Below are 21,974 nucleotides of genomic sequence, written 5' to 3'. Positions count from 1 at the left end.
CGAAATCACGCCGCCCGCCGCGGCTTCTTCGGCACGTCCGTGACACGGGAGACGCGCTCTTCCTTGGCGGGGCGCAGCGGCTGGCCGAGCACTTCGTCGAGCGGGCTCAACCGCGCTTCCCAGCTGTAGCGGTCGATCACGCGCTGCCGCGCCGCCTCGCCCAGCTCGGTCGCCTTGCGGCGGTTGGCGAGCAGCCGGGTGACGTGCTCCGCCATCTCCCCCACGGTCGCGCCGACCAGGATCGTGCCGCCATGGTCGATGCCCGTCGCGGCGGCCTCGGACGCCACCACCGGCCGCGCCATCGCCATGCCCTCGAGCACCTTGTTCTGGATGCCGCGCGCCAGCTTGAGCGGCGCGACCACCACCGCGGCCTGGGCCAGCCAGCCGCGCACATCGGGCACCTCGCCGATCACCGCCACGCCCGGATGCTTGCCGAGCGCCTTCACCGCGTCGGTCGGGTTGCGGCCGACGATGATGAAGCGCGCGTCCGGATGGACCAGGCGGATATGCGGCAGGATCGTCTCGACGAACCAGGTCACGCCCTCGATGTTCGGGCGATAGTCCATCTGGCCGGTGAAGACGATCGTCGATCCCATCACGTCGACGCGCTTGAAATGCGCCGAGGGATCGAAAAACTCGGTGTCGATGCCGTTCTCGATCACATGCACCCGATCGGCGCCGGTGCGCTGGCGGAACAGCTCCGCTTCCGCCTCGCTCACGAACAGATTCGCATCGGCGCGCGCCGCAATCGCCTTTTCGTGCGCGAGCAGCAGCCGCGCCTCGCGGCCGAGCATCCAGCCCATCGGGCCCTTGCTGCTCTTGGCATAGGCGGCGAACTTGGCCGAATCCATGTCGACAAAGTCCATGATCACGCGCTGGCGCGGCCGCGGCGGGAGATATTGCGCCATCTGGCTCGAGAAGACGTAGATCGTGTCGATCCGGTGGCGCTCGAGGATGTTCTCCACCGCCTGGCGCAGCGCGTCGTTGTCGAACGCGGTGAGCGACACCGGCCGATGCTGGACCATCGCCTGGAAGCCCGCCACCAGCTGCGACTTGGCGCGCCACACGATCGAGCGGTTGCCGGTATATTTGGTCAGCCCGCCCTTCTGCTTCAGGTCGGCGGGATCGTCGGCAAAGGCGATCAGATGGACGCGCTTCTTCGTCGACAGATATTTCAGGATGTTGAAGCCGCGGATCTTGTCCCCCCGGTCGGGCGGATAGGGAACGCGGTGCGCGAGGAAGAGTATGTCGCCCATCAGCCAAGGCCCTTCGCGATCAGGGGACCCGCGCGATTGGCGATCCACAGGGGGAGCTTGCTCCAGACGCGCACCTGGAGCGAATATTTCGGGTTCACCGGGCTCGCGTCGCGCGCCTTGGCGCCCTCGGCCACCCGCTCGTAATAGGTCAGCGGCTGCGGATCGAAGCCCCAATTCTTCTTGAACGCCGCGGCCCCGGTGCCGGTCTTGGAGCGGCCGAAGTCGAAGCGCGTGCAGCCGCGGGTGCGGGCATGGCGCATCAGCTCGAAATACATGCGATCATTGGCGCGCAGCGCGCGCGCGTCCCGCGTGCCGCCTCCCCAATAGGGATACACCGTGCCGTTCCAGTAAAGGCTCAAGACGCTCGACACTGCCACCCCGCCGTGGCGGACTATAAGCACGTCCGCCGAATTGCCAAATTCGCGTAAAACCTCGGAAAACAGAGTCCGGGGAAATACGGGCGTGCCGAGATTGCGGACCGACTCGGCATAGACGGCATAATGGGCTGCGATGTCGGCGGAGTTACAGCCGGTCGCGATGTTCAGGTCGTTCTCCAGTGCCTTGCGCACTTCGGCGCGCTGCTTGCGCGGGATGGCGGCCAGCTGCGCCGCGTCGTCTTCCGCCAGCGAACGCACGAAGCCGAGATAGCGGGTGTCGTCCACCTGCCATTCCGGCCCGGGCAGCGGGCCGCCGCGCACTTCCACCACCGGGCATTTCCGCTCGACGGCAAGCGCCCAGGCCGCCTCCGCCAGCTGCGAAACGACACGCGCGTCGTGGGTCAATATGCCGCCGCCCACGCCGAACCCGGCCGAGGCCAGCACGTTGCCGAACAGCGGCGAGCGGACCTCGGTGAGCGGCATCACGCCGGCCAGGTCGCCCCGGGCATTCTCGGCGACCAGATAATGGCTCCGCTGCCCGCAGCCCCGCGCCACCGCGACGCTCCAGGCCGGCAGATGGAAGGGCGTGCCCTCCGGGTGATCGTGCACGAACGCCCCGATCCGCGCCCGCTCGATCGCGTCGCCGAGATCCGCGACGCGCAGCGCGACGGGCTGGTTGCGCAGGGGAGCGTTCACGTCGCCGTCTCCGTCTCCAGGCGCGCCGCCTCGCGCGCCGCGACTTCGTCCATCCGCCCCCAGGGATGCCCCGCGATCAGCGTCTCGAGCTTGCCCGCCATCGCGCCCAGCCGGCTGTAATGGCGCAGCTTCGACTTGAACGGCGCATCCTGCACGCGCGGCTGGCCCGGGTCGATCTCCCAGGGGTGGAAATAGAAGATCGCCGGACGCGCCGCGTCGTTCGCCGCGCGCACCGCGCGATAGGTCACTTCGCCCGGCAGCAGGCGGAAAAAGCCGCCGCCGGTGGTCACTTCGCGGCCGAAGAAATTCGCCAGGGTGATCGGGATCTCGATCAGCCCGGCGCCCGGCACCGGCCGGTAGGCTCCGCGCGGCGCATCGTGCCAGCCATAATGGTCATGCTTCACCGGCGCGACGCTCGAGGAATAGGCATAGCCCGCCTCGGCCAGCACCTCGTGCGCCCAGGGCGTGCGGCGATCGATCGAGAAGCTCGGCGCGCGATAGCCGGTCACCCGGGTTCCGCTCGCATCCTCCAGCGCCGCCCGCGCGGTGGCGAGGTCGGCGCGGAACTGCTCGGGGCCCATGGTGAAGACGCGCTGATGGTCCCAGCCATGGCTGGCGACTTCGTGCCCCGCATCGGCGATGCGGCGGATCAGCGCGGGATAGCGCTCCGCCACCCAGCCGAGCGTGAAGAAGGTCGCCTTCACTCCGCCCGCCTCGAACAGGGCCAGCACCTTGTCGGTGTTCGCCTCGACCCGATGCTCGAGCGAATCCCAATCGCCGCGCCGGATCGTGTTCTCGAAGGCGCCGACCTGGAACCAGTCCTCGACATCGACCGAGAGGGCGTTGACCACCATGCGGATCAGGCCGCGTTCCCGCGGATGGCGGAAAGGTCGGGGCGGCGCCCCTGCCCCTCGCCCTGCTCCACCCAGTCGACCAGCAGCCCCAGCACGCGGCGCAGCGCCTCGTCCTGGTCGCGCACCTGGCTCTCCAGTTCGGTGATGCGGCGTTGCAGCGCCGGATCGTTCGCGGGCGCTACGGCCTCGGGACGCAGCGGCACCGGATCGGCGGGGCGCGGCGGCGGAACCGGCGCGCCCATCGGCATCGGCGCCACGTCGGTCAGTTCATAGGGTTCCGGCTGCCGCGCCGGCGCGGGCATGGGCGCGGGTGCCGATACAGGCGCAAACGCAGGTGCCGGTGCCTGTACCGGCGCTTGCACCGGCGCCGGTGCCGGCGTCGCCACCGGCGCGGACCGATAGCCCGAGACCGGGGTGTCGTCGTTCAGGTCCGCGATCACCGCGGCCAGCTCGTTCGCGCCGAACGTCTCCATCTCCTCGACCGCGCCGAACAGCAGCACGCGGCTGGCGAGCTGGTTGATGCGGCGCGGACTGCCGCCCGACCAGCGATGGATCGCCGCCACCGCATCGTTGGTGAAGCGCGGCTTGCCCCGCCAGCCGACGCAGGAAAGGCGGTGGATCAGATAGGGCTCGACTTCATCCGCCTGCATCGGATCGAGATGGTGCATGGCAATCACGCGCTGGCGCAATTGTTCGAGACGGGGATCGCTCAGCTTGAGACGGAATTCGGGCTGGCCGAGCAGGAAGATCTGCAGCAGCGGATAGCCGCCCGCCTGGAAGTTGGAGAGCATGCGCAGCTCCTCCAGGCTCTCGATCGGCAGCGACTGCGCCTCGTCGACCACTACCAGCGTGCGCCGGCCGGTGCGTGCCACGGCGTGCAGTCCGCGCTCGATCTCGCCCAGCATCTCGGCCTTGTTCAGGCCGGAGCTGTCGATCCCCAGCCCCTGGCAGACCAGCCGCAACAGGTCCTCGGGGCGCAGCTGGGTCGACACGATCTTGATCACGTTCAGCCGCTCGCGGTCGATCTCGCCGAGCAGATGGCCCATCAGCGTGGTCTTGCCCACGCCGGGATCGCCGGTGATCACGACGAAGCCCTCGCCCTGGCTCAGGCCATAGCCGAGATAGGCCATGGCCTTGCGGTGCGTGGCCGTGTCGAACCAGAATTTCGGATCCGGGGTCAGCTGGAAGGGCCGGCCGCTCAATCCGTAATGGTCGTCGTACATCTGTTTCGTCCCGACGCTTAGAAACCGTAACGCAATCCCAGCAACGCCTGCGCGCTGGCCGAGCTCTGGCCCTCCCGCTCGAAGCCGAACACGCCCGCCGAAAGGGTCGCGCCCAGCCGCCCGAAGCGATGGGTATAGGCCGTATTCGCTCCCCAACCGTAAATGCCGTCATTCCCCGGAATGTCGCTGTTGTAATAGCTGCCGAGGATGCTGCCCTGAAGCGCACCGTTCGGGCCGACATCGGTGGAAGCGAAGAGCTGGGCGTAGATGCTGGTGTCGCTGGTGCCGTTGGTGGTGAAGGCGGTGCCGCCCGCCGGCGCGATGAAGTCGCGCCGCGCCCAGCCGCCGCCGATGCCGAAGCGAGTGCCGCCGCGGCCCGCCACCGCCACCGCGGTCACGCCGCGCGCGCGATAGGCCGAAGTCGCCGCCGAGGCGAAGACTCCGTTCATGCAGCCGCCCGCCGCCGCGCCGGTGGTGCCGTAGATGCAGCCCGAGAACTGGTTGCCGAACGGATCGGTGGTGCTGGCCAGCGCGGTCGGCAGCGTCGCGAGCTGGCCGTTCAGCTGCTGGCCGAAGGTCTGCACCGTGTCGTAGACGCCGATCTGGATGCCGCTGCCCGGGCTCGCCTGATAGCTGAGCGAGCCGGTATAGCTCATCGATCCATAGCGCCGGCCGACCCGCGCCTCGAGGAAGGTGCGGCGGCTGGGCTTCCAGATCACGCCCGCGTCCCAGAACACGCCGTCCAGGTCATAGGCGATGCGGCGCGGCGAGTTGGGATCGGTCTTGAAGCGGCCCGCCCCGTCGACCACCGGGTTGCCGGCGGTGTCGCGCAGCGGATCGCGCTGGGTGATCTTGATCTGCTCATAGCCCACGCCGCCGGCCACCGCGAGGCCCGGCGCCACCGGCAGCACCACGTCGCCGCGGCCATATTTGCCCTCGAAACGCTGGTCGAGCTGGCCCGCATCCTCGCGGGTATAGGATCCGCTGGCGGTGATGCCGACGGGCAGCACCGTGCCCGATTTCACGCCGACGCTGGCGGTGGCGACATGCACCTTCGAATCGTCGTAATTGTCGAGCCGCGGCTGCCCCGGCGCAACGCCGGTCTGCCCGGGCGCCTCGACCTTGGTATAGCCGAAGCGATAGGCGCCGTTGACGAACATCGGCCCCAGATGCGTCGCCACGTTCGGCCCGATATAGCCGGAGAAGACCTGGGCCGAGTTGCTGAAATTGCCGACATTGCTGGTCTGCACGTCGCCGCGGATGTCCGATCGGGTGCGCGTCGCGATGCCGCCCGCCTCGATCGAGAAGCCCGGCGCCACCTTCGCCTTCACGGTCGCCAGGCCGCTATGCGTGTGATCGTTGTTCAGCCTGTTCTGATAGTCGAAGCGATGCTCGTAGCGATAGCTCACCTGCACCTCGACCCGGCGTGACTGGACCGAGGCGTCGATCCCCGCGCCGATCGTCGAATAGGTCAGCACGTCGCCACCGTTGAGATCGGCCGCGACCACCTGGCTCGCATCGATATACGGCGTGATGCGCGCGCGCTGCGCACTGGCCGGCGTAACGGCCATGGCGGCAGCAAACGCCGCGCCCGTGACGATGAGCCGCTTCACCGGCTTTCCTCCCCATATTCGTAATAGCTGCCGAACCGCCGCCCGCCCGGCTGGAACGACACGGAATTGAGCACGAGCTGGATATGCTCGCAGCCATCGAGCGTGTTCACCGCGGCGCGCAGATCGCCCTCGCTGGTCCTGTCGGCACGCACGACGAGCATCACCTGCCCCACGTGCAGCGCCAGCACCGATGCCGGCGACGCGGCCAGCGCGGGCGGCGAATCGAAGATCACGATGCGGCGCGGATTGGCCGCGGCCAGCCCATCGAGCAGCGCCCGGGCACGGTCGCTCGCCAGCAGCTCGGTGTCGCTGTTCGAACGCGCACCGGCCGGCAGCACCGAAAGCTGCGGCACGTCGGTGTCGATGATGCACTCCTCGACGCTCGCCACCGACCCGGCCAGCACGTCGAGCAGGCCCGGGCCGCCCGGCAGGCCCAGGCGGGGCAGCAGGTCGGGCTTGGGGAAATCGGCATCGACCAGCAGCACCTCGACGTCCTTCTCGGTCGCCATCGAGAGCGCCAGGTTGATCGCGCAGAAGGTCTTGCCCTCGCTCGGCTGGGCCGAGCAGACCAGGATCATGCGGGCGCGGTCGGCGGCCTTGGCGGTATCCTTGGCGGCGACGGCGCGGGCGGTGAGCAGCAGCTGGCGCTTCACCATGCGGAATTCCTCCGCCAGCGGCGTGATCGCCGCGCCGGGCATCAGCATTCCGCCCTGTTCCAGCACCTCGCGGTCAAGCGGTGCCATGCGGCGGCCGGCCGGGCGCGCGGTGGCGATCTGCGGCTCGGGCTCGGCCGGGACGCCGCGCGCGAGCGCCGGCTCCGGTTCCGGAGCGGGCTCCGGCTCCGGCACGACGACGGGTTCGGGCGCCTGCTGCACCGGGGCCGGCTCGGGCTGCGGCGGCACGGGCGCCGGCTCGGGCTGCACTTCGGGCGGCGGCGGGGCCTGCGGCACCAGCGGCGGCACCACCATCGCGGGTTGCGCCACCGGCGCCGCCGCGCGCTTGCGCACCGGCGGCGGCGTTGGCGCTTCCTCGGGCGGCTCGACCGGCGGAGGCGCATAATGGAACGAAGGCGCCGCCCGTTCGAGCAGCGACCCCTTGAGCCGGCGGGGAGTCTGGTCGTTCATCTCAGGCTCCCATGCCGCGCTGGAGGAATTCGACGCCGATCAGCCCGACATAGGCGAAGCACAAGGCGGCCAGCCCGCCGGCGAACAGCACCAGCTTTCGGCGGCGCATCGCGGTCTGCGCGGCGGTCACCACTTCGCCGATCGAGCCGATCACCGGCATGCCGCTCGCCTTTTCCAGCTTGGCGGCGGTCGGGAAGGTCGTGGTCAGCTTGCCCAGCGCGAAGGCGGCGGCCAGCCCGGCGCCCAGTCCGGCGATCAGCACGCCAGTGAGCAGCAGCGGCCGGTTGGGCGAGCTTGGCGCGCGCGGCTGGGTCGGCGGATCGACCACGTTGAACTTGTCGGCATCGGCGACATTCTGCGCCTGGCTCGCGATCTTCATCTGCTCGCGCTGGGCGAGCAGCGTGTCATACTGGCCTTTGAGCACCTGATATTGGCGCTCGATCTCGCCCTGTTCGGCGGCCACGCCCGGCGCTTCGGCCATCTTGGCCTGGAGGAGGTTCAGGTCGCCCTCGATCTGCGCCTTGCGCTGGATCAGCGCGGCGACGGTCGCCTGCTTGTCCGCCCGCATCGATTGCAGGCCGATATAGACCGGGTTGGAGGCGCCGGCCGACGCGCCGCTCACCACCGGCTCGCGCGCCGCCGCGCTCTGCGCCGCGGCAAGCTGGTTCTTCAGCGCGATCACATCGGGATGGCTGTCGGTATAGCCCTTGGCCCGCGCATCGGCGAGCTGGCCCTGGATCGCCGCGAGCCGCGCCCGCGCCGGGCCGGTCACCGCGCCGCCGCCGGCGCCGGCGATATTGGCCGGGGTGCTCGCCATCTGGGCGTTGACGACGTTGAGGCTCGATTGCGCCGCCGCCAGGTCCGACTGGATCTGGGCGAGCTGGGTGCGCGCCGCGGAGACGCGATCGTCGATCGACCCGGTGCCGGGCAGCGAACCGAGATAGCGGTTCTGGAAGTCCGCCTTCTTCGCCTCGGCATCGGCGAGCTGCTTCTGCCGCGCGTCGAGCTGCTGGTCCATGAAGTCGAGCGACTGGCTCGACTGGTCGCGATTGTCGGAGAGGTTCGCCTCGACGAAGATGTCGATCAGCTTCTGGGTGATCTGGCGGGCGAGCTTGCCGCTCGGCGCGGTGACCGCGATCTCGAACAGATTGTCCTGCTGCGCGGTCAGCTTGATCGCCTTCTGGAGGCCGGCCACCCGATCCGCCACGTCGCGATCGGTCGCGACGGTGCGGGCCAGGTCGGTGCCGCGCACGACTTTCTCCAGGTTGACCGCCGCGGTCAGCGTCTGGCGGACCCGGTCGAGGTCCTTTTGCTGGTTGAGCGCCGTCGTCCCGTCGGTGGGGATGATCTGGCGCAGCTGCACGAAGATGCGCGCGCGCGATTCATAGTTGTTGGGCATCTGCGACACCACCAGCCAGCCCGCCAGGCAGATGCCCCAGGCCACGGCCAGCGCCACCCAGCGCCGTTGCCAGATCGCGTGCAGTGCGCCGCGCAGCTCGTCGTAGAGGCTCCCCACCCGCGCTACCTCAGAACATGCTCGTGGGGATGATGATCACGTCGCCCGGCTCGAGCTTGACGTTCGCCTTGATGTCCCCGTTCTTGAGCAGATCGCCCAGGCGCACCTTGTATTCGGTCTGCTTGCCGGTCTGACGGTCGTAGCGCACCAGCCGCGCGCGGTTGCCCGCGGCGAACTCGCTCAGGCCGCCCACCGCGATCATCGCGTCGAGCAGGGTCATGTTGGCGCGGTACGGGATCGAGGCCGGCTTCTCGGTCGCGCCGACGACGCGGACCTGCTGGCTGTACGTCCCGTTGAAATTCTCGACGATCACCGAGACGATCGGATCCTTGATATACTCGCTCAGCGCGAATTTCAGGTCGTCCGCCAGCATCGCCGGGGTCTTGCCCACCGCCGGCATGTCGCTGATCAGCGGCACGGTGATGCGGCCGTCGGGGCGCACCTGCACCTTCGCCGACAGCTCGGGATTGCGCCACACGAACACCTGGAGCTGGTCCATCGGGCCGATGACATATTCATCGCTCGGCACTTCGCGCTGGGCCACCGCCGCCGCGGGCGGCAGCTCCGGGCGGCCACCGCCGCCGCCGCATCCCGCCAGCAGCGCCGCCGCCGCGCCGAGAGCCAGAAATGTCCTGCCGAAACCGATGAAACGCATGCCGAGCTCCTTTCCCGGCGGGCACGCACGCCGCCGACGTCTCGGCAGCAACCCGCACAGGATCACGCTCAGCTATGGGGGCGAGAGGTAAATATCGGGTTAGGCCTTGCGGACCGTTCGTCGCTTTATCCCGATGGGACACGCGATCCCGGCGTGGGACATGCTTGTGATCGGCCGGGAACCAATTCCGCGAACGAGCGTTGAGGTGCCGATTGTGTTGCGTTCGCGCAACAATGCGCAACTCCATTTTTCCCCGCGCCAAACTTTCCTTTGTACCAATTCCCAGTGAGTTGGTAGAGATTTTGCTCACCATAAGAAAAGGTGGGCCCTCCATGCGTTTCCGTTCCTCGTCGCTCCTCGCCATCGCCACTACCCTGGCGTTCGCCGTGCCGCCTGCCTTCGCGCAGGACACTGCCGAGCCGCAGGCCGATCAGGGCCCGGCATCCGAAGACACCCAGATCATCGTCACCGGCACGCGCGCCCAGGGCCGCTCGCGGCTCGACACCGCCTCGCCGGTCGACGTGCTGAGCGGCACCGCGCTGCGCAACCAGGGCACTACCGAGCTTGGCGCCGCGCTTGCCGCCATCGCCCCCTCGATCGACTTCCCGCGCCCCTCGGCCGTGGACGGTACGGACGCGATCCGCCCGGCCACGCTGCGCGGCCTTTCCCCGGACCAGACGCTCGTCCTGATCAACGGCGTGCGCGCGAACGCCTCGGCGCTGCTGAACATCAACGGCTCGGTCGGCCGCGGCTCGGCGGCCGTGGATCTCAACACCATTCCCGCCACCGCGCTCGAGCGGATCGAAGTGCTGCGCGACGGCGCTTCGGCCCAATATGGCTCGGACGCCATCGCCGGCGTGATCAACGTCCGCCTGCGCGAGGCGCGCTCGGGCGGCGGCGCCACTGCCACCTATGGCTTCTACGCCACCGACATCGACACGGCGCGCGGCAGCCGCTCGGTCACCGGCGAGCCTGCCTTCACTGCCTCGGCCTGGCAGGGCATCGGCTTTGGCGAGGACGGCTATGTCACTCTCTCCGGCGAATATCTGAACCGCGAGGCGACCAACCGCGCCGATTTCGATCCGCGCGTCACCCCCAGCCGCGTAACCGGCCGCTTCGGCGATCCCGCGGTCGAGCAATATACCGGCTATATCAACGCCGGCACCGGCATCGGCGACAATTTCAAGCTCTATGGCTGGTTCGGCTATCAGGACCGCGACAGCCGCAGCGCCGCCTTCCCGCGCCTGCCCAGCGCCGCCGGCGCCGTCTCCGGCATCTATCCGAACGGCTTCCTGCCGATCATCAACACCAAATCGACCAACGCGAACGGCGCGCTCGGCATCAAGGGCGACCTGGCCGGCTGGGACGTCGATCTCAACGTCGCCTATGGCCGCAACAAGATCGCTTATTACACCCGCAATTCGGCGAACTATGCTTATGGCAACGCCTCGCCGACCAGCTTCTACGACGGCGCGCTGATCTACGACCAGTGGGTCGCCGGGCTCGACGTGTCGCGCAAGTTCGACCTGTTCCAGTCGCTGAACGTCGCCTTCGGCATCGAGGGGCGCCGCGAGGGCTTCAAGATCACGCCGGGCGAGCCGGCTTCGTGGAACTATCCCGCCACCGGCGCCGTGCCGGGCCAGGCGCCGGGCGCGCAGGGCTTTGGCGGCTTCTCCCCGCTCAACGCCATCGAGCGCAGCCGCAAGAACGTCTCGGGCTATATCGATCTCGAAGCCCAGATCACCGACAAGCTGCTGATCGGCCTGGCCGGCCGCGGCGAGCATTATACCGATTTCGGCGACACGGCGACCGGCAAGGTCTCGCTGCGCTATGATTTCGCGCCCTGGTTCGCGCTGCGCGGCACCGCCTCGACCGGCTTCCGCGCGCCGAGCCTGCAGCAGCAATATTTCACGTCGATCGCCTCGGTGGTCCAGAACGGCTCGCCCGTCCTCACCGGCACCTTCCCCTCGGTCAGCGTCGTCGGCGCCGCATTGGGCGGCCTGCCGCTCGAGCCCGAGCGCTCGACCAACCTTTCGGTCGGCGCGGTGATCCGCTCGGGCGGGTTCGACCTGACGATCGACGCCTATCAGATCCGCCTGCGCAACCAGCTCGCGCTGTCGGAGAACATCCAGGCGAGCTTCAGTCCCCAGGTCGCCGCGCTGCTCGCCAGCACCAACACCGGCGCCCAGGCCGCGCGCTTCTTCATCAACGGCCTGCGCTCGCGCGTCCGCGGCATCGACGCGGTGGCGCATTACCGCCTGCCCACGGATGCCGCCGGCACCTTCGACTTCACGATCGCAGGCAATCTCAACCAGACCAAGGTCGACCGCAGCAGCATCCCCACCTCCACCGGCACGATCAACCCCGCGCCGGTCCTCTTCGCCCGCAGCCGCATCCTGACGATCGAGCAGGGCACGCCGGGCCAGAAGGTGACGGGCTCGATCGACTGGTCGCTGGACAAGCTCGCGATCACCGCCCGCGCTAGCTATTATGGCGACGTCAACCAGCCCGGCACCACCCCGGCGGCGGACATCCATAGCGGCCGCCACACCATTACCGACCTCGAATTGCGTTATCAGGCACTTAAGGGCGCACAGTTCGCACTCGGCGTGAACAATCTGTTCGACGTCTATCCGGACTATACCATCGCCGCGAACAACAGCACCGGCGTGGTCGGCTTCCCCTTCTACTCGCCCTTCGGCTTTGGCGGGCGCTATGTCTATGCGCGGCTCGGCCTGAGCTGGTGAGGCATTCCGGAGGGAGCGGCCGCGTGGCCGCTCCCTCCGGAATGGCGGAGCCGGTGCATTGACGCATGGTCGAGGGAGCCTATTTTCCGGCCATGCTGCACGATCTCCCCGTGGGCAGGGCCCTGCGCCGTTTCCGCATCCTCAACGGGATCAAGCAGGGCCATGTCGCCGAGCGCCTGGCCGTTACCCAGGCCAGCGTGTCGCGCTGGGAAAGCGGCACGCACGCGCCCGAGGCTGCAATGCGCGAGCGCATCCTGGCGATGATCGCCGCCAATGCCGGCAATGACGCGGACGTCGCGCTGAAGCGCCTGGTCGAGTCTTCGAGCGCCCCGGTGCATCTCGTATGCGATGCCACCCATCGCCTGCTCGCCGCCTCGCCCAGCCGGGCAAAAGCCTGGGCGGACAGCGCCGACAGCTTCCTGAACCGCTCGCTCTGGAGCTTTGCCAGCCCGGAGATCGTCGCCGCCGAAGCGGGGCTCGCCGATCGCGGCTGGTATGATCGTCCGTTCCAGCGGCTGGAATTCCACACCGGCCATAATGGCTGCGCGGTGATAGCGGTGCTGCCCAGCATGTTGCGCTGGGAAACGGTGCCGCTCGCCGACGGCCGGATCGGCCGCATCACCACCACCATCGCATTCGATCCGGCATAGGGCCGACCGACATTCCGGGGTGACGCGGCCGATGGCAGGCCGAAGCGCCCGGATCGCGATCCGGTACCGGCGGCGCCCGTATAATCTATTCGTGGCCATCATCGGCGCCTGCTCCTAGCAGGGCGGCATGCGCACCCCCTGGCCCCGAATCATCACGCTCTGGCTGGTCGGAATCCTCGCCGCCGCGCAGCTCGCCAAGATCTCCGCCATCGCACCGATCCTGCGCGAGAGCTTCCATCTGTCGCTACCCGAGATCGCGCTGCTGATCTCGCTGCTCGAGGTGGGCGGCGCGCTGTTCGGCTTCGTCGCGGGCCTTGGCCTCGCCCGCTTCGGCATGCGCGCCTTCCTGCTGCTCGGCGGCGCCACGCTCGCCGGCACCAGCCTGGTCGAGGCGATTGCCCCCAGCCCCGCCATCCTGTTCGCCGCCCGCGCAGTGGAGGGCATCGGCTATCTCCTGATGGTGATCGTCGCGCCCACCGCCATCGCCGCTCTCGCCACCGAGCGGAGCCGCGGCCGCGCGCTCGCCCTGTGGAGTACCTTCGTGCCCGTGGGCCTGGCATTGGGCAGCGCGGTCACCGCCTCGCTGGTCACCCTGGCGGGCCCGCGCGGCGTGATGCTGGTCTGGGCGGTCGCGCTGGCCGCGATTACAGCCCTGCTCACGCGCTTCCCGCTCCCCGGCGCCAGCGGCCGGCGGATCACCCTCCCCGCCCCGGCCGCCTGGATCTCCACCTTCGCCTTCGGCCTCTACACCCTGTTCGTCTGCGCGCTGCTCATGCTGCTGCCGAGCTTCCTGGTCGAGCGCAGCGGCGCCCCGATCGAGCAGGTCGGGCTGGTCACCGCGCTGGCCTCGCTCGCCGCCCTGCCCGGCTCGGCCGCTGCCATGTGGCTGATGCGGGGCGGCGCGCTGGGCCGGGGCCGGATGATGCTGGTCTCGATACTGGCCCTGCTCGCCACGCTGCCCCTGGTCTTCTGGCTCTATCAGGGTACCGGAGCGAGCCTGGCCGAAAGCGGCGCCATCGCCATCGGCGCGACGCTCATCAGCGGCCTCGTCCCGCCGCTGATGTTCGCCCGCCTGCCCGCCCAGTCCGGGGCCACCACGCCCGACGATCCCCGAATCGCGGCGGCGAACGGCCTGATCACCCAGTTCGGCGCGGGCGGCGCGCTGCTCGGCCCGCCGCTCGCCGGCATGGTCGTCGCCGCCTGGGGCTGGCCGGCGCTCGGCATCGCCCTGATCGCGCTGGTGCTGGCGATGCTCGCCTGCCTGCTGGCCGCCGAAAGCCTCTGACGCGGTTTGACAACCCCCGGCCCAGGCCCCATCGTCCCCGCATGATGCTTCGCGCACCCACGCTGCGATACCGCATTCACGCGGGACAGTCCCTGGCAGGCAACTAGCCCCGGGTTCTCCTCAGGCATGTCCCGGAGATCCGGGGCCAAGCAATGCGCCGTTCGGCGCCCCGGCGGCATCGCCGCCTTTGCCTGGGAGTTCCAGAATATGAGCAAGACCCGCAAGGCGGCCAGCCGGCCGCCGATCGACATGATCGATTCCGAAGCCGAGCGCCTCGCCGGCCTGGCGCTCAGCGTCGAGCGCCGCTTTCCCGCGGTCAGCGCGCTGCTGCTCCGCGAGACCGAGCGCGCCAGGCTGCACAGCGCGGCCGCCATTTCGCCCGATACGGTGACGATGGGTTCCACGGTGGAGTTCGTCGACGACAGCAACGGCACGCGGCGCACCGTCACGCTCGTCTACCCGTCCGACGCGGATATCTCCCGGGGGCGGATCTCGGTCCTCACGCCCGTGGGCGCGGCGCTGATCGGGCTGCGGACGGGCCAGTCGATCCTGTGGCCCGATCGCCACCTCACCGTGCTGGGAGTCCGCCAAGCCGCGCCGGGCTGATCGCGGCTCAGGCCAGCGATTCTCCCACCGGCGGATGCCCCAGGAACGCGCTGGGGCTCGCCGTCGCGCCATAGGCTCCGGACGCGAACACCGCGATCCTGTCCCCCACCTCGGCGCGGGGCAGCGCCACGCGGTCGGCCAGCCGGTCCAGCGGCGTGCAGAGCGGCCCGACGATCGTCACCACTTCCTCGGGCGGATCCTGGATACGATCCGCCACCGCCACGGGATAGTTGCGGCGCACTACCGTGCCGAAATTGCCGGTGGCGGCGAGATGATGGTTCAAGCCGCCTTCGACCACCAGGAAAGTCTCGCCCTGGCTCTCCTTCCGCTCGATCACCCGGGCGAGATACACCCCCGCCTCGCCCACCAGCCACCGGCCAAGCTCCACGGCATATCGGGTGTCGAGGCCCCGGATCGCCGTGCCCAGCGCCGCGCCCACCGCCGCCACGTCGAGCGGTGCATCGCCCGGGAAATAGGGGATGCCGAAGCCGCCGCCCAGGTTCACCAGCGGCGGCCGCGCACCCGCCTCGTCCGCCAGCCGCGCGGCGAGCGCCACCGTGGCGGCCTGGGTCTCGATCACCGAAGCGGCGTCCAGCGCCTGCGATCCGGCGAAGATGTGGAAGCCGCGCCATTCCGCCCCGGCGTCGATCACGCGCCGCACCAGCGCCGCCGCCCGGCTCGCATCCACGCCGAAGGGCGAGGCGCGCCCGCCCATCTTCATCCCCGATCCACGCAGCTCGAAATCGGGATTGACCCGCACCGCGAGCCGCGGCGTCACGCCCAGCCGCGCGCCGATCGCGAACGCGCGCTCGGCCTCGGCCTCCGATTCGAGATTGAGCGTCACGCCCGCGCCCAGCGCCGCCTCCAGCTCGAAATCGCGCTTGCCGGGGCCGGCGAAGCTGATGTCGGCCGCCGCCATGACGTCACGCGCCCGGGCCAGCTCGCCCGCCGAGGCAACGTCCATCCCGTCCACCAGCGGCGCGATGCGGGCGAGCAGCGGCGGGAACGGATTGGCCTTGATGGCATAATGGATGCCGATACCGGCGGGCAGCGCCGCGCGCAGCCGGGCGATGCGCGCCTCCACCACCGCAAAGTCATAGACATAGGCAGGGGTCCGGACGTCCGGCCATGGAAGCTCGCGCAACGCGGCGAATTCCGGCGGGATCGGGCCATGCGGTTTCGCGGTAATGGTCATTTGTCCCCCAAGCTCGCCCTGAGCGCCGTCCGGTCGAGCTTGCCATTGGCGTTGCGCGGAAGCTCCGCGCGCCAGTCATAGCGCGCCGGCTGCAGGAAGCTCGGCAGTTCGCGCCGCAACCGCTCGCGCAGCGCCGCCTCGCCGCTGCCGTCGCCGCGCGCGATCACCACGATCGCCTGGCCCAGCCTTTCGTCCGCGACGCCGAACGCCGCCGCCTCACCGGTCTCGCCGCCCGAGAGCACGGCTTCCTCGATCTCGGTGGGACTGATGCGGTTGCCGGCCGATTTGATCATCTCGTCGTCGCGGCCGACAAAGCGGAGCAGCCCGTCCTCCCCCAGCCGTACCGTGTCGCCGGACCACACCGCCATGCCGCCGCTCTCGGCAAAGGCGGGCGCGGGGCGGAAGCGCTGCGCCGTCCGCTCGGGATCGCGCCAATAGCCCTGGGCGACCAGCGGGCCCGCATGGACCAGTTCGCCCCGGGAAGCGCGCGCGCCGTCCGGACCGACCACCAGGATCTCCGCGAACGGAATGGCCGTTCCGATCGCATCGGGGTGCGCGTCGACCAGCCCGGGATGAAGATAGGTCGATCGGAACGCCTCGGTCAGCCCATACATCGGATAAAGATCGGCATTGGGGAAGCGTGCGCGCAGGTCGCGCACCATCCTGGGGGTAAGCGCGCCGCCTGAATTGGTTAGGCGGCAAAGCTTGGATGCGATCTCAACCGGCCACTCCGCCTCGAGCAGTTGCACCCAAAGCGGCGGCACCCCGGCCAGGCTGGTGATGCCGAAGCGCTCCACCGCCTTTATGACGTCGCGCGCGGTCAGGTAATCGAGCGGCACCACCCGCGCGCCCGCCGCCCAGGTGGAGAAGAGCTGGTTCTGCCCATAATCGAAGCTGAGCGGCAGCACGCCCAGCACGCGATCCTCAGGTTCGATCTCAAGATAATGGGCTACGCTGATGGCCCCCAGCCATAAATTGGCATGGCTCAGCATCACGCCCTTGGGCCTGCCGGTCGATCCCGAGGTATAGAGGATCGCCGCGAGCGTATCGGCGCCGGCCGCGGAGGGCGGAAGCCTCCGCTCCGAGAAGAGTGCGCCTTCCTCCACCACCCGGCAATCGGCGCCGACATCGCCGGCTTCGAGGGCGGCGAGCCGCGCCGGTTGGGAAACCAGCGCCCGCGCGCCCGAATCGGCCAGGATGTGCGCCACCTGGGCGCGCTTGAGCACCGGGTTCACGGGCACGTGCACCAGTCCCGCCCGCACCGCCGCCAGCGGCATCAGGCACGCGGTCCGCGTCTTGGGCAGCCAGCTGGCCACCCGGTCGCCGGGCTCCAGCCCCAGCGCGCGCAGGGCATGCGCCATGCCGCCCACCGCCGCCTCGAGCTCGGCATAGGTGAGCGTGCCGGCCTTGTCCTCCAGCGCCACGGCCTCGGGCCTCCCGCGCGACGGCAGGGTATCGAGGGGCCTGGGAACGGGGTCGAGCGCTATCACCCGCACACCCTTATACTTGGCAGCGCCCGCGCCAACCCTTACGGGAGCGAAAAACCGGCAGGGGAAGTGCATTGCAACCCGATGGGTCGCTCCAAGTCGAAGATACCGTCCGCGGCGTGCTCCGCGACGTGCTGGGCCTGAGCGCGGAGCGCGTGGCCGATTTCCGCGCGGACACGCCGCTTTTCGGCGCGCTGCCCGAACTCGATTCGCTCGCCGTGGCGGGCGTCCTCACCGAGCTCGAGGACCGGCTCGGCATCCTGATCGAGGATGACGAGGTGGACGGCGAGATGCTCGAGAGCTTCGGCGCCCTCACGCGCTTCGCGGCGGCCAAGGCGCTCCGGTGATCGATCACTATGACTGGGCCGGCGGGCGCGAGGCGATGCTGCGCTTCGGCCCCGCCGCCGGCCCGGTCGTGGTCGCGGCGCCGCCGCTGTTCGAGGAAGCCAACCGCACCCGGGCCTTCCTGGTCACGATCCTGCGCCTGCTCGCGCAGCGCGGCATCGCCGGGGCGCTGCCCGACCTGCCCGGCCAGGGCGAGAGCCTGGTGCCGACCGACCGATCCTCGATCCTCAAGATGCGGGACGCCTTCAACTTCGCCTGCGACAAGTTCGATCGCGAGGGGCGCAACTGCTACGCGCTGGGCATGCGCAGCGGCGCGCTGCTCGACACGCTCGCGCCCGTCGCCGGCCGCTGGCATTTCGCTCCCATGCCCGGAGACAAGCTCCTGCGCGAGCTGAAGCGGGCCGCGATCGCCGCCGACCCGCAGCGCCATGACCTGGATTCGCCGGTTCTGGGAGGTTCGACGCCGATCGAGATCGCCGGCAATCCGCTCGCCCCGGCGCTGCTGGCGGAACTTGTCACCGCCCGGCCCGCGCCGGACGCGCGCGTCGTCCGCCTTGCCTCCGACCCCGCCGATGCCATCCGGCGGGTGGACGGCGCGCCGCTCTGGCGCCGCGCCGAGCCGGACAATGATCCCGCGCTCGCCGCCCTGCTCGCCGAAGACATCGCCGTCTGGATCCGTGCATGCGAAAGCTGATCGCATTTCCGTGCGCCGGCGAGACCTTGCTCGGCACGCTGGACGAAGCAGCCGAGACCACGGGCCTGCTGATCGTCTCGGGCGGCAACGAGATCCGCATCGGCGCGCATCGCGGCATGGCGTTGCTGGCGGAGCGGGTCGCCCGCGCCGACTATCCCGTCCTGCGCTTCGATCGCCGCGGCATCGGCGATTCGACCGGCGAGAATCGCGGGTTCGAGTCGAGCGCCGAGGATATCGCCGCCGCCGCCCGCGCCTTTCGCGAGACCGGGGTCGAGCGGATCATCGCCTATGGCAATTGCGACGCCGCCACCGCGCTGGCCTTCTTCCACGCCCAGGCGGGCATCGACGCACTCGTGCTCGCCAATCCCTGGACCGTCGAGGCCGAGGACGCGATGCCTCCCCCCGCCGCGATCCGCGCGCATTATGCGGCCCGGCTGCGCGATCCGCGGGAGTGGCTGCGGCTGCTGCGCGGCGGCGTGAACATCGCCAAGCTGCTCAAGGGCCTGCGCAAGGCCTCGCGCCAGCCGCCTCGGGCCGCTGGCGGCCTCCCCACCCGCCTCGCCGCCGCGCTGGCGGAAGCGAAGGTGCCGGTGGCGATCCTGCTGGCGAAAGGCGACAATACCGCGATCGCCTTTGCCGATGCCTTCAGGGCTCCTGCCTTCGATGCGGCGCGGGGGAAAGTAGCAGTCGAGCAGCTCGACAGCGCCAGCCACAGCTTCGCCGGCGCGAGCGACAAGGACTGGCTGCTGGCGAAGGTGCTGGATCAACTCGTCATCCCGGCAAAGGCCGGAATCTCGGGCGACTAGGTTGGAGATTCATATTCTCCAGCGCCATCTCCGCGATCCCTTGAACCGTCATCCCGCGCAGGCGGGGATCCCGGGCCAAGGGCAAGGACGGCGAGGCTCGCCTTGCCGTTTCCGGCAAGCATCCGCGTGATCCCCTCGATCGCCCCCTGCTACCCAGGATCCCCGCCTGCGCGGGGATGACGAGGGAGGGATAGCGGGGATAACGCCGGAGAATATTGAGTCCCCAACCCAAGGTTGAGAACCCAAGCAAGTATCTGATTTACTACCGTCATCCCGGTCTTGCGCCGGGACCCCGCTTCTTTTGCCTTCAGCAGGACAGCGGGCCCCGGGCGCAAGGCCGGGGTGACGATGGAAGAATATGAGTCCCCGACCTGGCGCTTGCGGTACGAGATCCCGGCCTTGCGCCGGGATGACGGCACCCTTCACTCCGCCGCGTGCTGAACCACCGTCTCGAAATCCGCCTCGGCCAGGAAGCGCTCCGCGTCGAGCGCCGCCATGCAGCCGGTGCCGGCGGCGGTGACCGCCTGGCGATATTGCTTGTCCATCACGTCGCCACAGGCGAACACGCCGGGCACGCTGGTCTTGGTCGTGCCGGTCTCGACCCGGATATAGCCATCGTCGTCAAGGTCGATATGGCCGCGGAACAGCTCGGTCGCCGGATGGTGCCCGATGGCGACGAAGCCGCCATCGACTTCGATCTGCGAGAGCTCCCCGGTCTCCATGTCCTTCAGCTCGATCCCCACCAGCCCTTCGGGCTGGCCGCCGGCGATGAAGCGCTCGACCTTCTTGTTCCACAGCACGCTGATGCGGTCGTTGGCGAACAGGCGCTGCTGCAGGATCTTCTCGGCGCGGAACGAATCGCGGCGGTGGATCACCGTCACGTCATGGCTGTGATTGGTAAGGTAGAGCGCCTCTTCCACCGCGGTGTTGCCGCCGCCGATCACCGCGACCTTCTTGCCGCGGAAGAAGAAGCCGTCGCAGGTGGCGCAGGCGCTCACGCCCTTGCCCTGGAGCAGCCGCTCCGAATCGAGGCCCAGCCACTTGGCCTGGGCGCCGGTGGCGATCACCAGCACATCGCCCAGATAGACGGTGCCGCTGTCGCCCACCATGCGGAACGGGCGCTGCGAGACGTCGACCTCGACGATCGTGTCCCACATCATCTGCGCGCCGACATGCTCGGCCTGGGCCTGCATCTCCTGCATCAGCCACGGGCCCTGGATCACGTCGCGGAAGCCGGGATAATTCTCGACATCGGTGGTGGTCATCAGCTGGCCGCCCGGCTGGATGCCCTGCACCACGATCGGCGACAGGCCGGCGCGCGCGCCATAGATGGCGGCGGTCAGGCCGGCCGGGCCGGAACCGAGGATCAGCATGCGAGTCGAATGGGTGGCGGTCATCATGGTTTCCGAAATGGCTGAGCCCCGCATCTAGGGGCTCGGCGCGGGTCGAGGCAACATGGGTAGTGTGGCGCCGTCCGCAATGGCTGTGGACAACAGCAAGCCTATCCCCCTCCCAAGCCCGGCTAGCCGCCCGGCAGAGGCGCTCGCCCCCTAGGTTGGGGACTCATATTCCTCCTTCGTCACCCCGGCCTTGAGCCGGGGTCCCGCTGTCTCGCCAGCACAGGAAGAAGCGGGATCCCGGCGCAAGGCCGGGATGACGGTAGAAAATCAAGTACTTGTTTGGGTTCCCAACCTAGCCTGTGGCGGCCCGATCCCGGTGCGCCGCTCTCCAGGCGTCGACGCGTTCCATGGCATTGCGCCGGATCGCCGCATAGAAGATGCCATAGTCACCGAGGTGATAGCTGCCGAAGAGAACGCTCAGGACATCCTGGAAACCGCGCGGGGCGGACCATGGGATGTCGACATTGAGCAATCCCGCCTCGCACACGGCCCCGGTGAGATGCGGCGTCAGCGTCGCCAGGGTCCTGCCCGGCGCGTCGGCCCGCCCCTGGGGGAAGGGCAGGCTGCCGGGATTCGCGGCGGCGGGCGCGGCCCCCTCGCGACGCCAGGTCAATGGATTGACGCAGATCGCCGGCGGCTGGCCCTTGTCCTTCTCGCGGCCGCGCCACCAATAGCTCTTGTCGCGCACCAGGCGAAACGCGCCGGTCCGCCCGGTCTGGCTGGTGTTCCAGGAGAGGATGCAACCGGTTTGGCGGGCATCGTCGCAGACCGGCAGGCCGATCGTTCCGAAATCCGATGGCGCATAGGCCCCGATCACATAGGCGGCGACCAGCCTGGCCTGGTGCGGCGTGCCGAGTATCTCCGCCTGAAGCAGGCGGACCGCGTGCATCGCGCCCTGGCTGTGCGCGGCGATCAGGAATGGCCGCCCGCGATTCTCATGCGCGATGAAATGGCGAAAGGCCCGCGCGACATCGGCATAGGCGAGCGCCACCGCCGGGCGGCTCTTCTCCAGCGCACGCAGCGAGGCCTGGCGATATTGTGGCGCGAAGATGCGGCAGCAACCGTTGAACGCGCTGGCCTGGCCGAGAAGGACGGCGGGATCGAATTCGGACGAGACGCCATAGGCGACGTTCCAGACATCGCTCTGCTGATAGGTCGTCGGGTGGATGAAGAAGACATCGGCCGGCGCCCCGGCCTCTTCGACGGCAGCCATGCCCGGCGGCGTCGAGCGCTCCAGCCCGTTGCGCCCCGGAAACGCCAGCCAGGCATCGGCCCGGGCATAATCGGGCCCGGGTGGCACGCGCGCCGCATCGAAGGGCCGCGGCGGCGACCCGAAAGTCGCGATGATGGTCGCGACCGGCCCGATTCCCAGCAACCCCGGCAGAATGATCGCCCCGCACCCGCCCAGGGCGAGCAGCGCCGCCCGCTTCAAGAACAGCCTCCGC

General features: G+C 69.4%; 19 protein-coding genes. 7 read left to right on the top strand and 12 right to left on the bottom strand.

Going from position 1 to position 21,974, the window contains the following annotated elements:
• Positions 1–5 precede the first annotated feature (5 nt).
• From OMP43_RS04625 to OMP43_RS04590, 8 genes are read right to left on the bottom strand one after another with little or no spacing between them, the layout of a single operon-like run.
• A complete protein-coding gene (locus OMP43_RS04625) occupies positions 6–1,256 on the bottom strand; it encodes a TIGR03087 family PEP-CTERM/XrtA system glycosyltransferase (RefSeq protein WP_280278555.1) in 1,251 nt (416 codons plus the stop codon).
• On the bottom strand, positions 1,256–2,329 hold the full coding sequence (locus OMP43_RS04620; RefSeq protein WP_280278554.1) for a FemAB family XrtA/PEP-CTERM system-associated protein: 1,074 nt from the start codon (positions 2,327–2,329) through the stop codon (positions 1,256–1,258). Before OMP43_RS04620 ends, OMP43_RS04625 begins: the two co-directional genes overlap by 1 nt.
• The gene (locus tag OMP43_RS04615; RefSeq protein ID WP_280278553.1) at positions 2,326–3,183 is read right to left on the bottom strand and encodes an XrtA system polysaccharide deacetylase; all 858 of its coding nucleotides are present in this window, start codon (positions 3,181–3,183) and stop codon (positions 2,326–2,328) included. Before OMP43_RS04615 ends, OMP43_RS04620 begins: the two co-directional genes overlap by 4 nt.
• Before the next feature lie 5 nt (positions 3,184–3,188).
• Positions 3,189–4,406: an AAA family ATPase gene (locus OMP43_RS04610; protein WP_280278552.1), complete on the bottom strand. Its 1,218-nt coding sequence runs from the start codon at positions 4,404–4,406 to the stop codon at positions 3,189–3,191.
• A 17-nt stretch (positions 4,407–4,423) separates the two neighbouring features.
• Positions 4,424–6,019 carry a hypothetical protein gene (locus tag OMP43_RS04605; protein WP_280278551.1) on the bottom strand — a complete coding sequence of 532 codons (1,596 nt, stop codon included), beginning with the start codon at positions 6,017–6,019 and terminating at the stop codon, positions 4,424–4,426.
• Complete coding sequence (locus OMP43_RS04600) at positions 6,016–7,143, bottom strand: AAA family ATPase (RefSeq protein WP_280278550.1); 1,128 nt, start codon at positions 7,141–7,143, stop codon at positions 6,016–6,018. Before OMP43_RS04600 ends, OMP43_RS04605 begins: the two co-directional genes overlap by 4 nt.
• A 1-nt stretch (position 7,144) precedes the next feature.
• On the bottom strand, positions 7,145–8,659 hold the full coding sequence (locus OMP43_RS04595; RefSeq protein WP_280278549.1) for an XrtA system polysaccharide chain length determinant: 1,515 nt from the start codon (positions 8,657–8,659) through the stop codon (positions 7,145–7,147).
• Between the two features lie 10 nt (positions 8,660–8,669).
• Entirely contained in the window at positions 8,670–9,314 is a 645-nt protein-coding gene (locus OMP43_RS04590; protein ID WP_280278548.1) for an XrtA/PEP-CTERM system exopolysaccharide export protein, read from the bottom strand.
• A 332-nt stretch (positions 9,315–9,646) separates the two neighbouring features.
• Between OMP43_RS04590 and OMP43_RS04585 the strand changes: the two genes are divergently transcribed.
• From OMP43_RS04585 to rnk, 4 genes are all read left to right on the top strand, one after another.
• The gene (locus OMP43_RS04585) at positions 9,647–12,061 is read left to right on the top strand and encodes a TonB-dependent receptor (protein ID WP_280278547.1); all 2,415 of its coding nucleotides are present in this window, start codon (positions 9,647–9,649) and stop codon (positions 12,059–12,061) included.
• A 92-nt stretch (positions 12,062–12,153) separates the two neighbouring features.
• Positions 12,154–12,711: a helix-turn-helix transcriptional regulator gene (locus tag OMP43_RS04580; protein WP_280278546.1), complete on the top strand. Its 558-nt coding sequence runs from the start codon at positions 12,154–12,156 to the stop codon at positions 12,709–12,711.
• Between the two features lie 127 nt (positions 12,712–12,838).
• Positions 12,839–13,996 (top strand): MFS transporter, encoded by a 1,158-nt coding sequence (locus OMP43_RS04575; RefSeq protein WP_280278545.1) that lies wholly within the window; start codon positions 12,839–12,841, stop codon positions 13,994–13,996.
• 207 nt (positions 13,997–14,203) lie between these two features.
• Complete coding sequence (rnk, locus tag OMP43_RS04570; RefSeq protein WP_280278544.1) at positions 14,204–14,602, top strand: nucleoside diphosphate kinase regulator; 399 nt, start codon at positions 14,204–14,206, stop codon at positions 14,600–14,602.
• Between the two features lie 7 nt (positions 14,603–14,609).
• Here the strand turns inward: rnk and OMP43_RS04565 are convergent, their stop codons facing one another.
• Both OMP43_RS04565 and OMP43_RS04560 read right to left on the bottom strand, forming a co-directional pair.
• Complete coding sequence (locus OMP43_RS04565) at positions 14,610–15,791, bottom strand: pyridoxal-dependent decarboxylase, exosortase A system-associated (RefSeq protein ID WP_280278646.1); 1,182 nt, start codon at positions 15,789–15,791, stop codon at positions 14,610–14,612.
• A gap of 2 nt (positions 15,792–15,793) precedes the next feature.
• Positions 15,794–17,287 carry an acyl-CoA ligase (AMP-forming), exosortase A system-associated gene (locus tag OMP43_RS04560; RefSeq protein WP_280278543.1) on the bottom strand — a complete coding sequence of 498 codons (1,494 nt, stop codon included), beginning with the start codon at positions 17,285–17,287 and terminating at the stop codon, positions 15,794–15,796.
• A 71-nt stretch (positions 17,288–17,358) separates the two neighbouring features.
• Between OMP43_RS04560 and OMP43_RS04555 the strand changes: the two genes are divergently transcribed.
• The 3 genes from OMP43_RS04555 to OMP43_RS04545 are packed head-to-tail and all read left to right on the top strand — an operon-like array spanning position 17,359 to position 19,129.
• Positions 17,359–17,631 carry an acyl carrier protein gene (locus OMP43_RS04555; RefSeq protein WP_086129056.1) on the top strand — a complete coding sequence of 91 codons (273 nt, stop codon included), beginning with the start codon at positions 17,359–17,361 and terminating at the stop codon, positions 17,629–17,631.
• Positions 17,628–18,323, top strand: a complete 696-nt coding sequence (locus OMP43_RS04550) for a hypothetical protein (RefSeq protein WP_280278542.1) — start codon at positions 17,628–17,630, stop codon at positions 18,321–18,323. The genes OMP43_RS04555 and OMP43_RS04550 overlap by 4 nt, the downstream gene beginning before the upstream one ends.
• Positions 18,311–19,129 (top strand): hydrolase 1, exosortase A system-associated, encoded by an 819-nt coding sequence (locus OMP43_RS04545; protein WP_280278541.1) that lies wholly within the window; start codon positions 18,311–18,313, stop codon positions 19,127–19,129. The genes OMP43_RS04550 and OMP43_RS04545 overlap by 13 nt, the downstream gene beginning before the upstream one ends.
• Before the next feature lie 422 nt (positions 19,130–19,551).
• Here OMP43_RS04545 and trxB read toward each other — a convergent pair whose 3' ends face one another.
• A complete protein-coding gene (gene trxB, locus OMP43_RS04540; RefSeq protein WP_280278540.1) occupies positions 19,552–20,526 on the bottom strand; it encodes a thioredoxin-disulfide reductase in 975 nt (324 codons plus the stop codon).
• Between the two features lie 295 nt (positions 20,527–20,821).
• The gene (locus tag OMP43_RS04535; protein ID WP_280278539.1) at positions 20,822–21,961 is read right to left on the bottom strand and encodes a DUF3089 domain-containing protein; all 1,140 of its coding nucleotides are present in this window, start codon (positions 21,959–21,961) and stop codon (positions 20,822–20,824) included.
• Positions 21,962–21,974 lie beyond the last annotated feature (13 nt).

It is taken from the genome of Sphingomonas sp. CBMAI 2297, from assembly GCF_029870595.1.
Lineage (GTDB): Bacteria > Pseudomonadota > Alphaproteobacteria > Sphingomonadales > Sphingomonadaceae > Sphingomonas.
The sequence above is the reverse complement of the archived record's forward strand: the minus strand, read 5'-3'. Positions and strand labels throughout refer to the sequence as shown.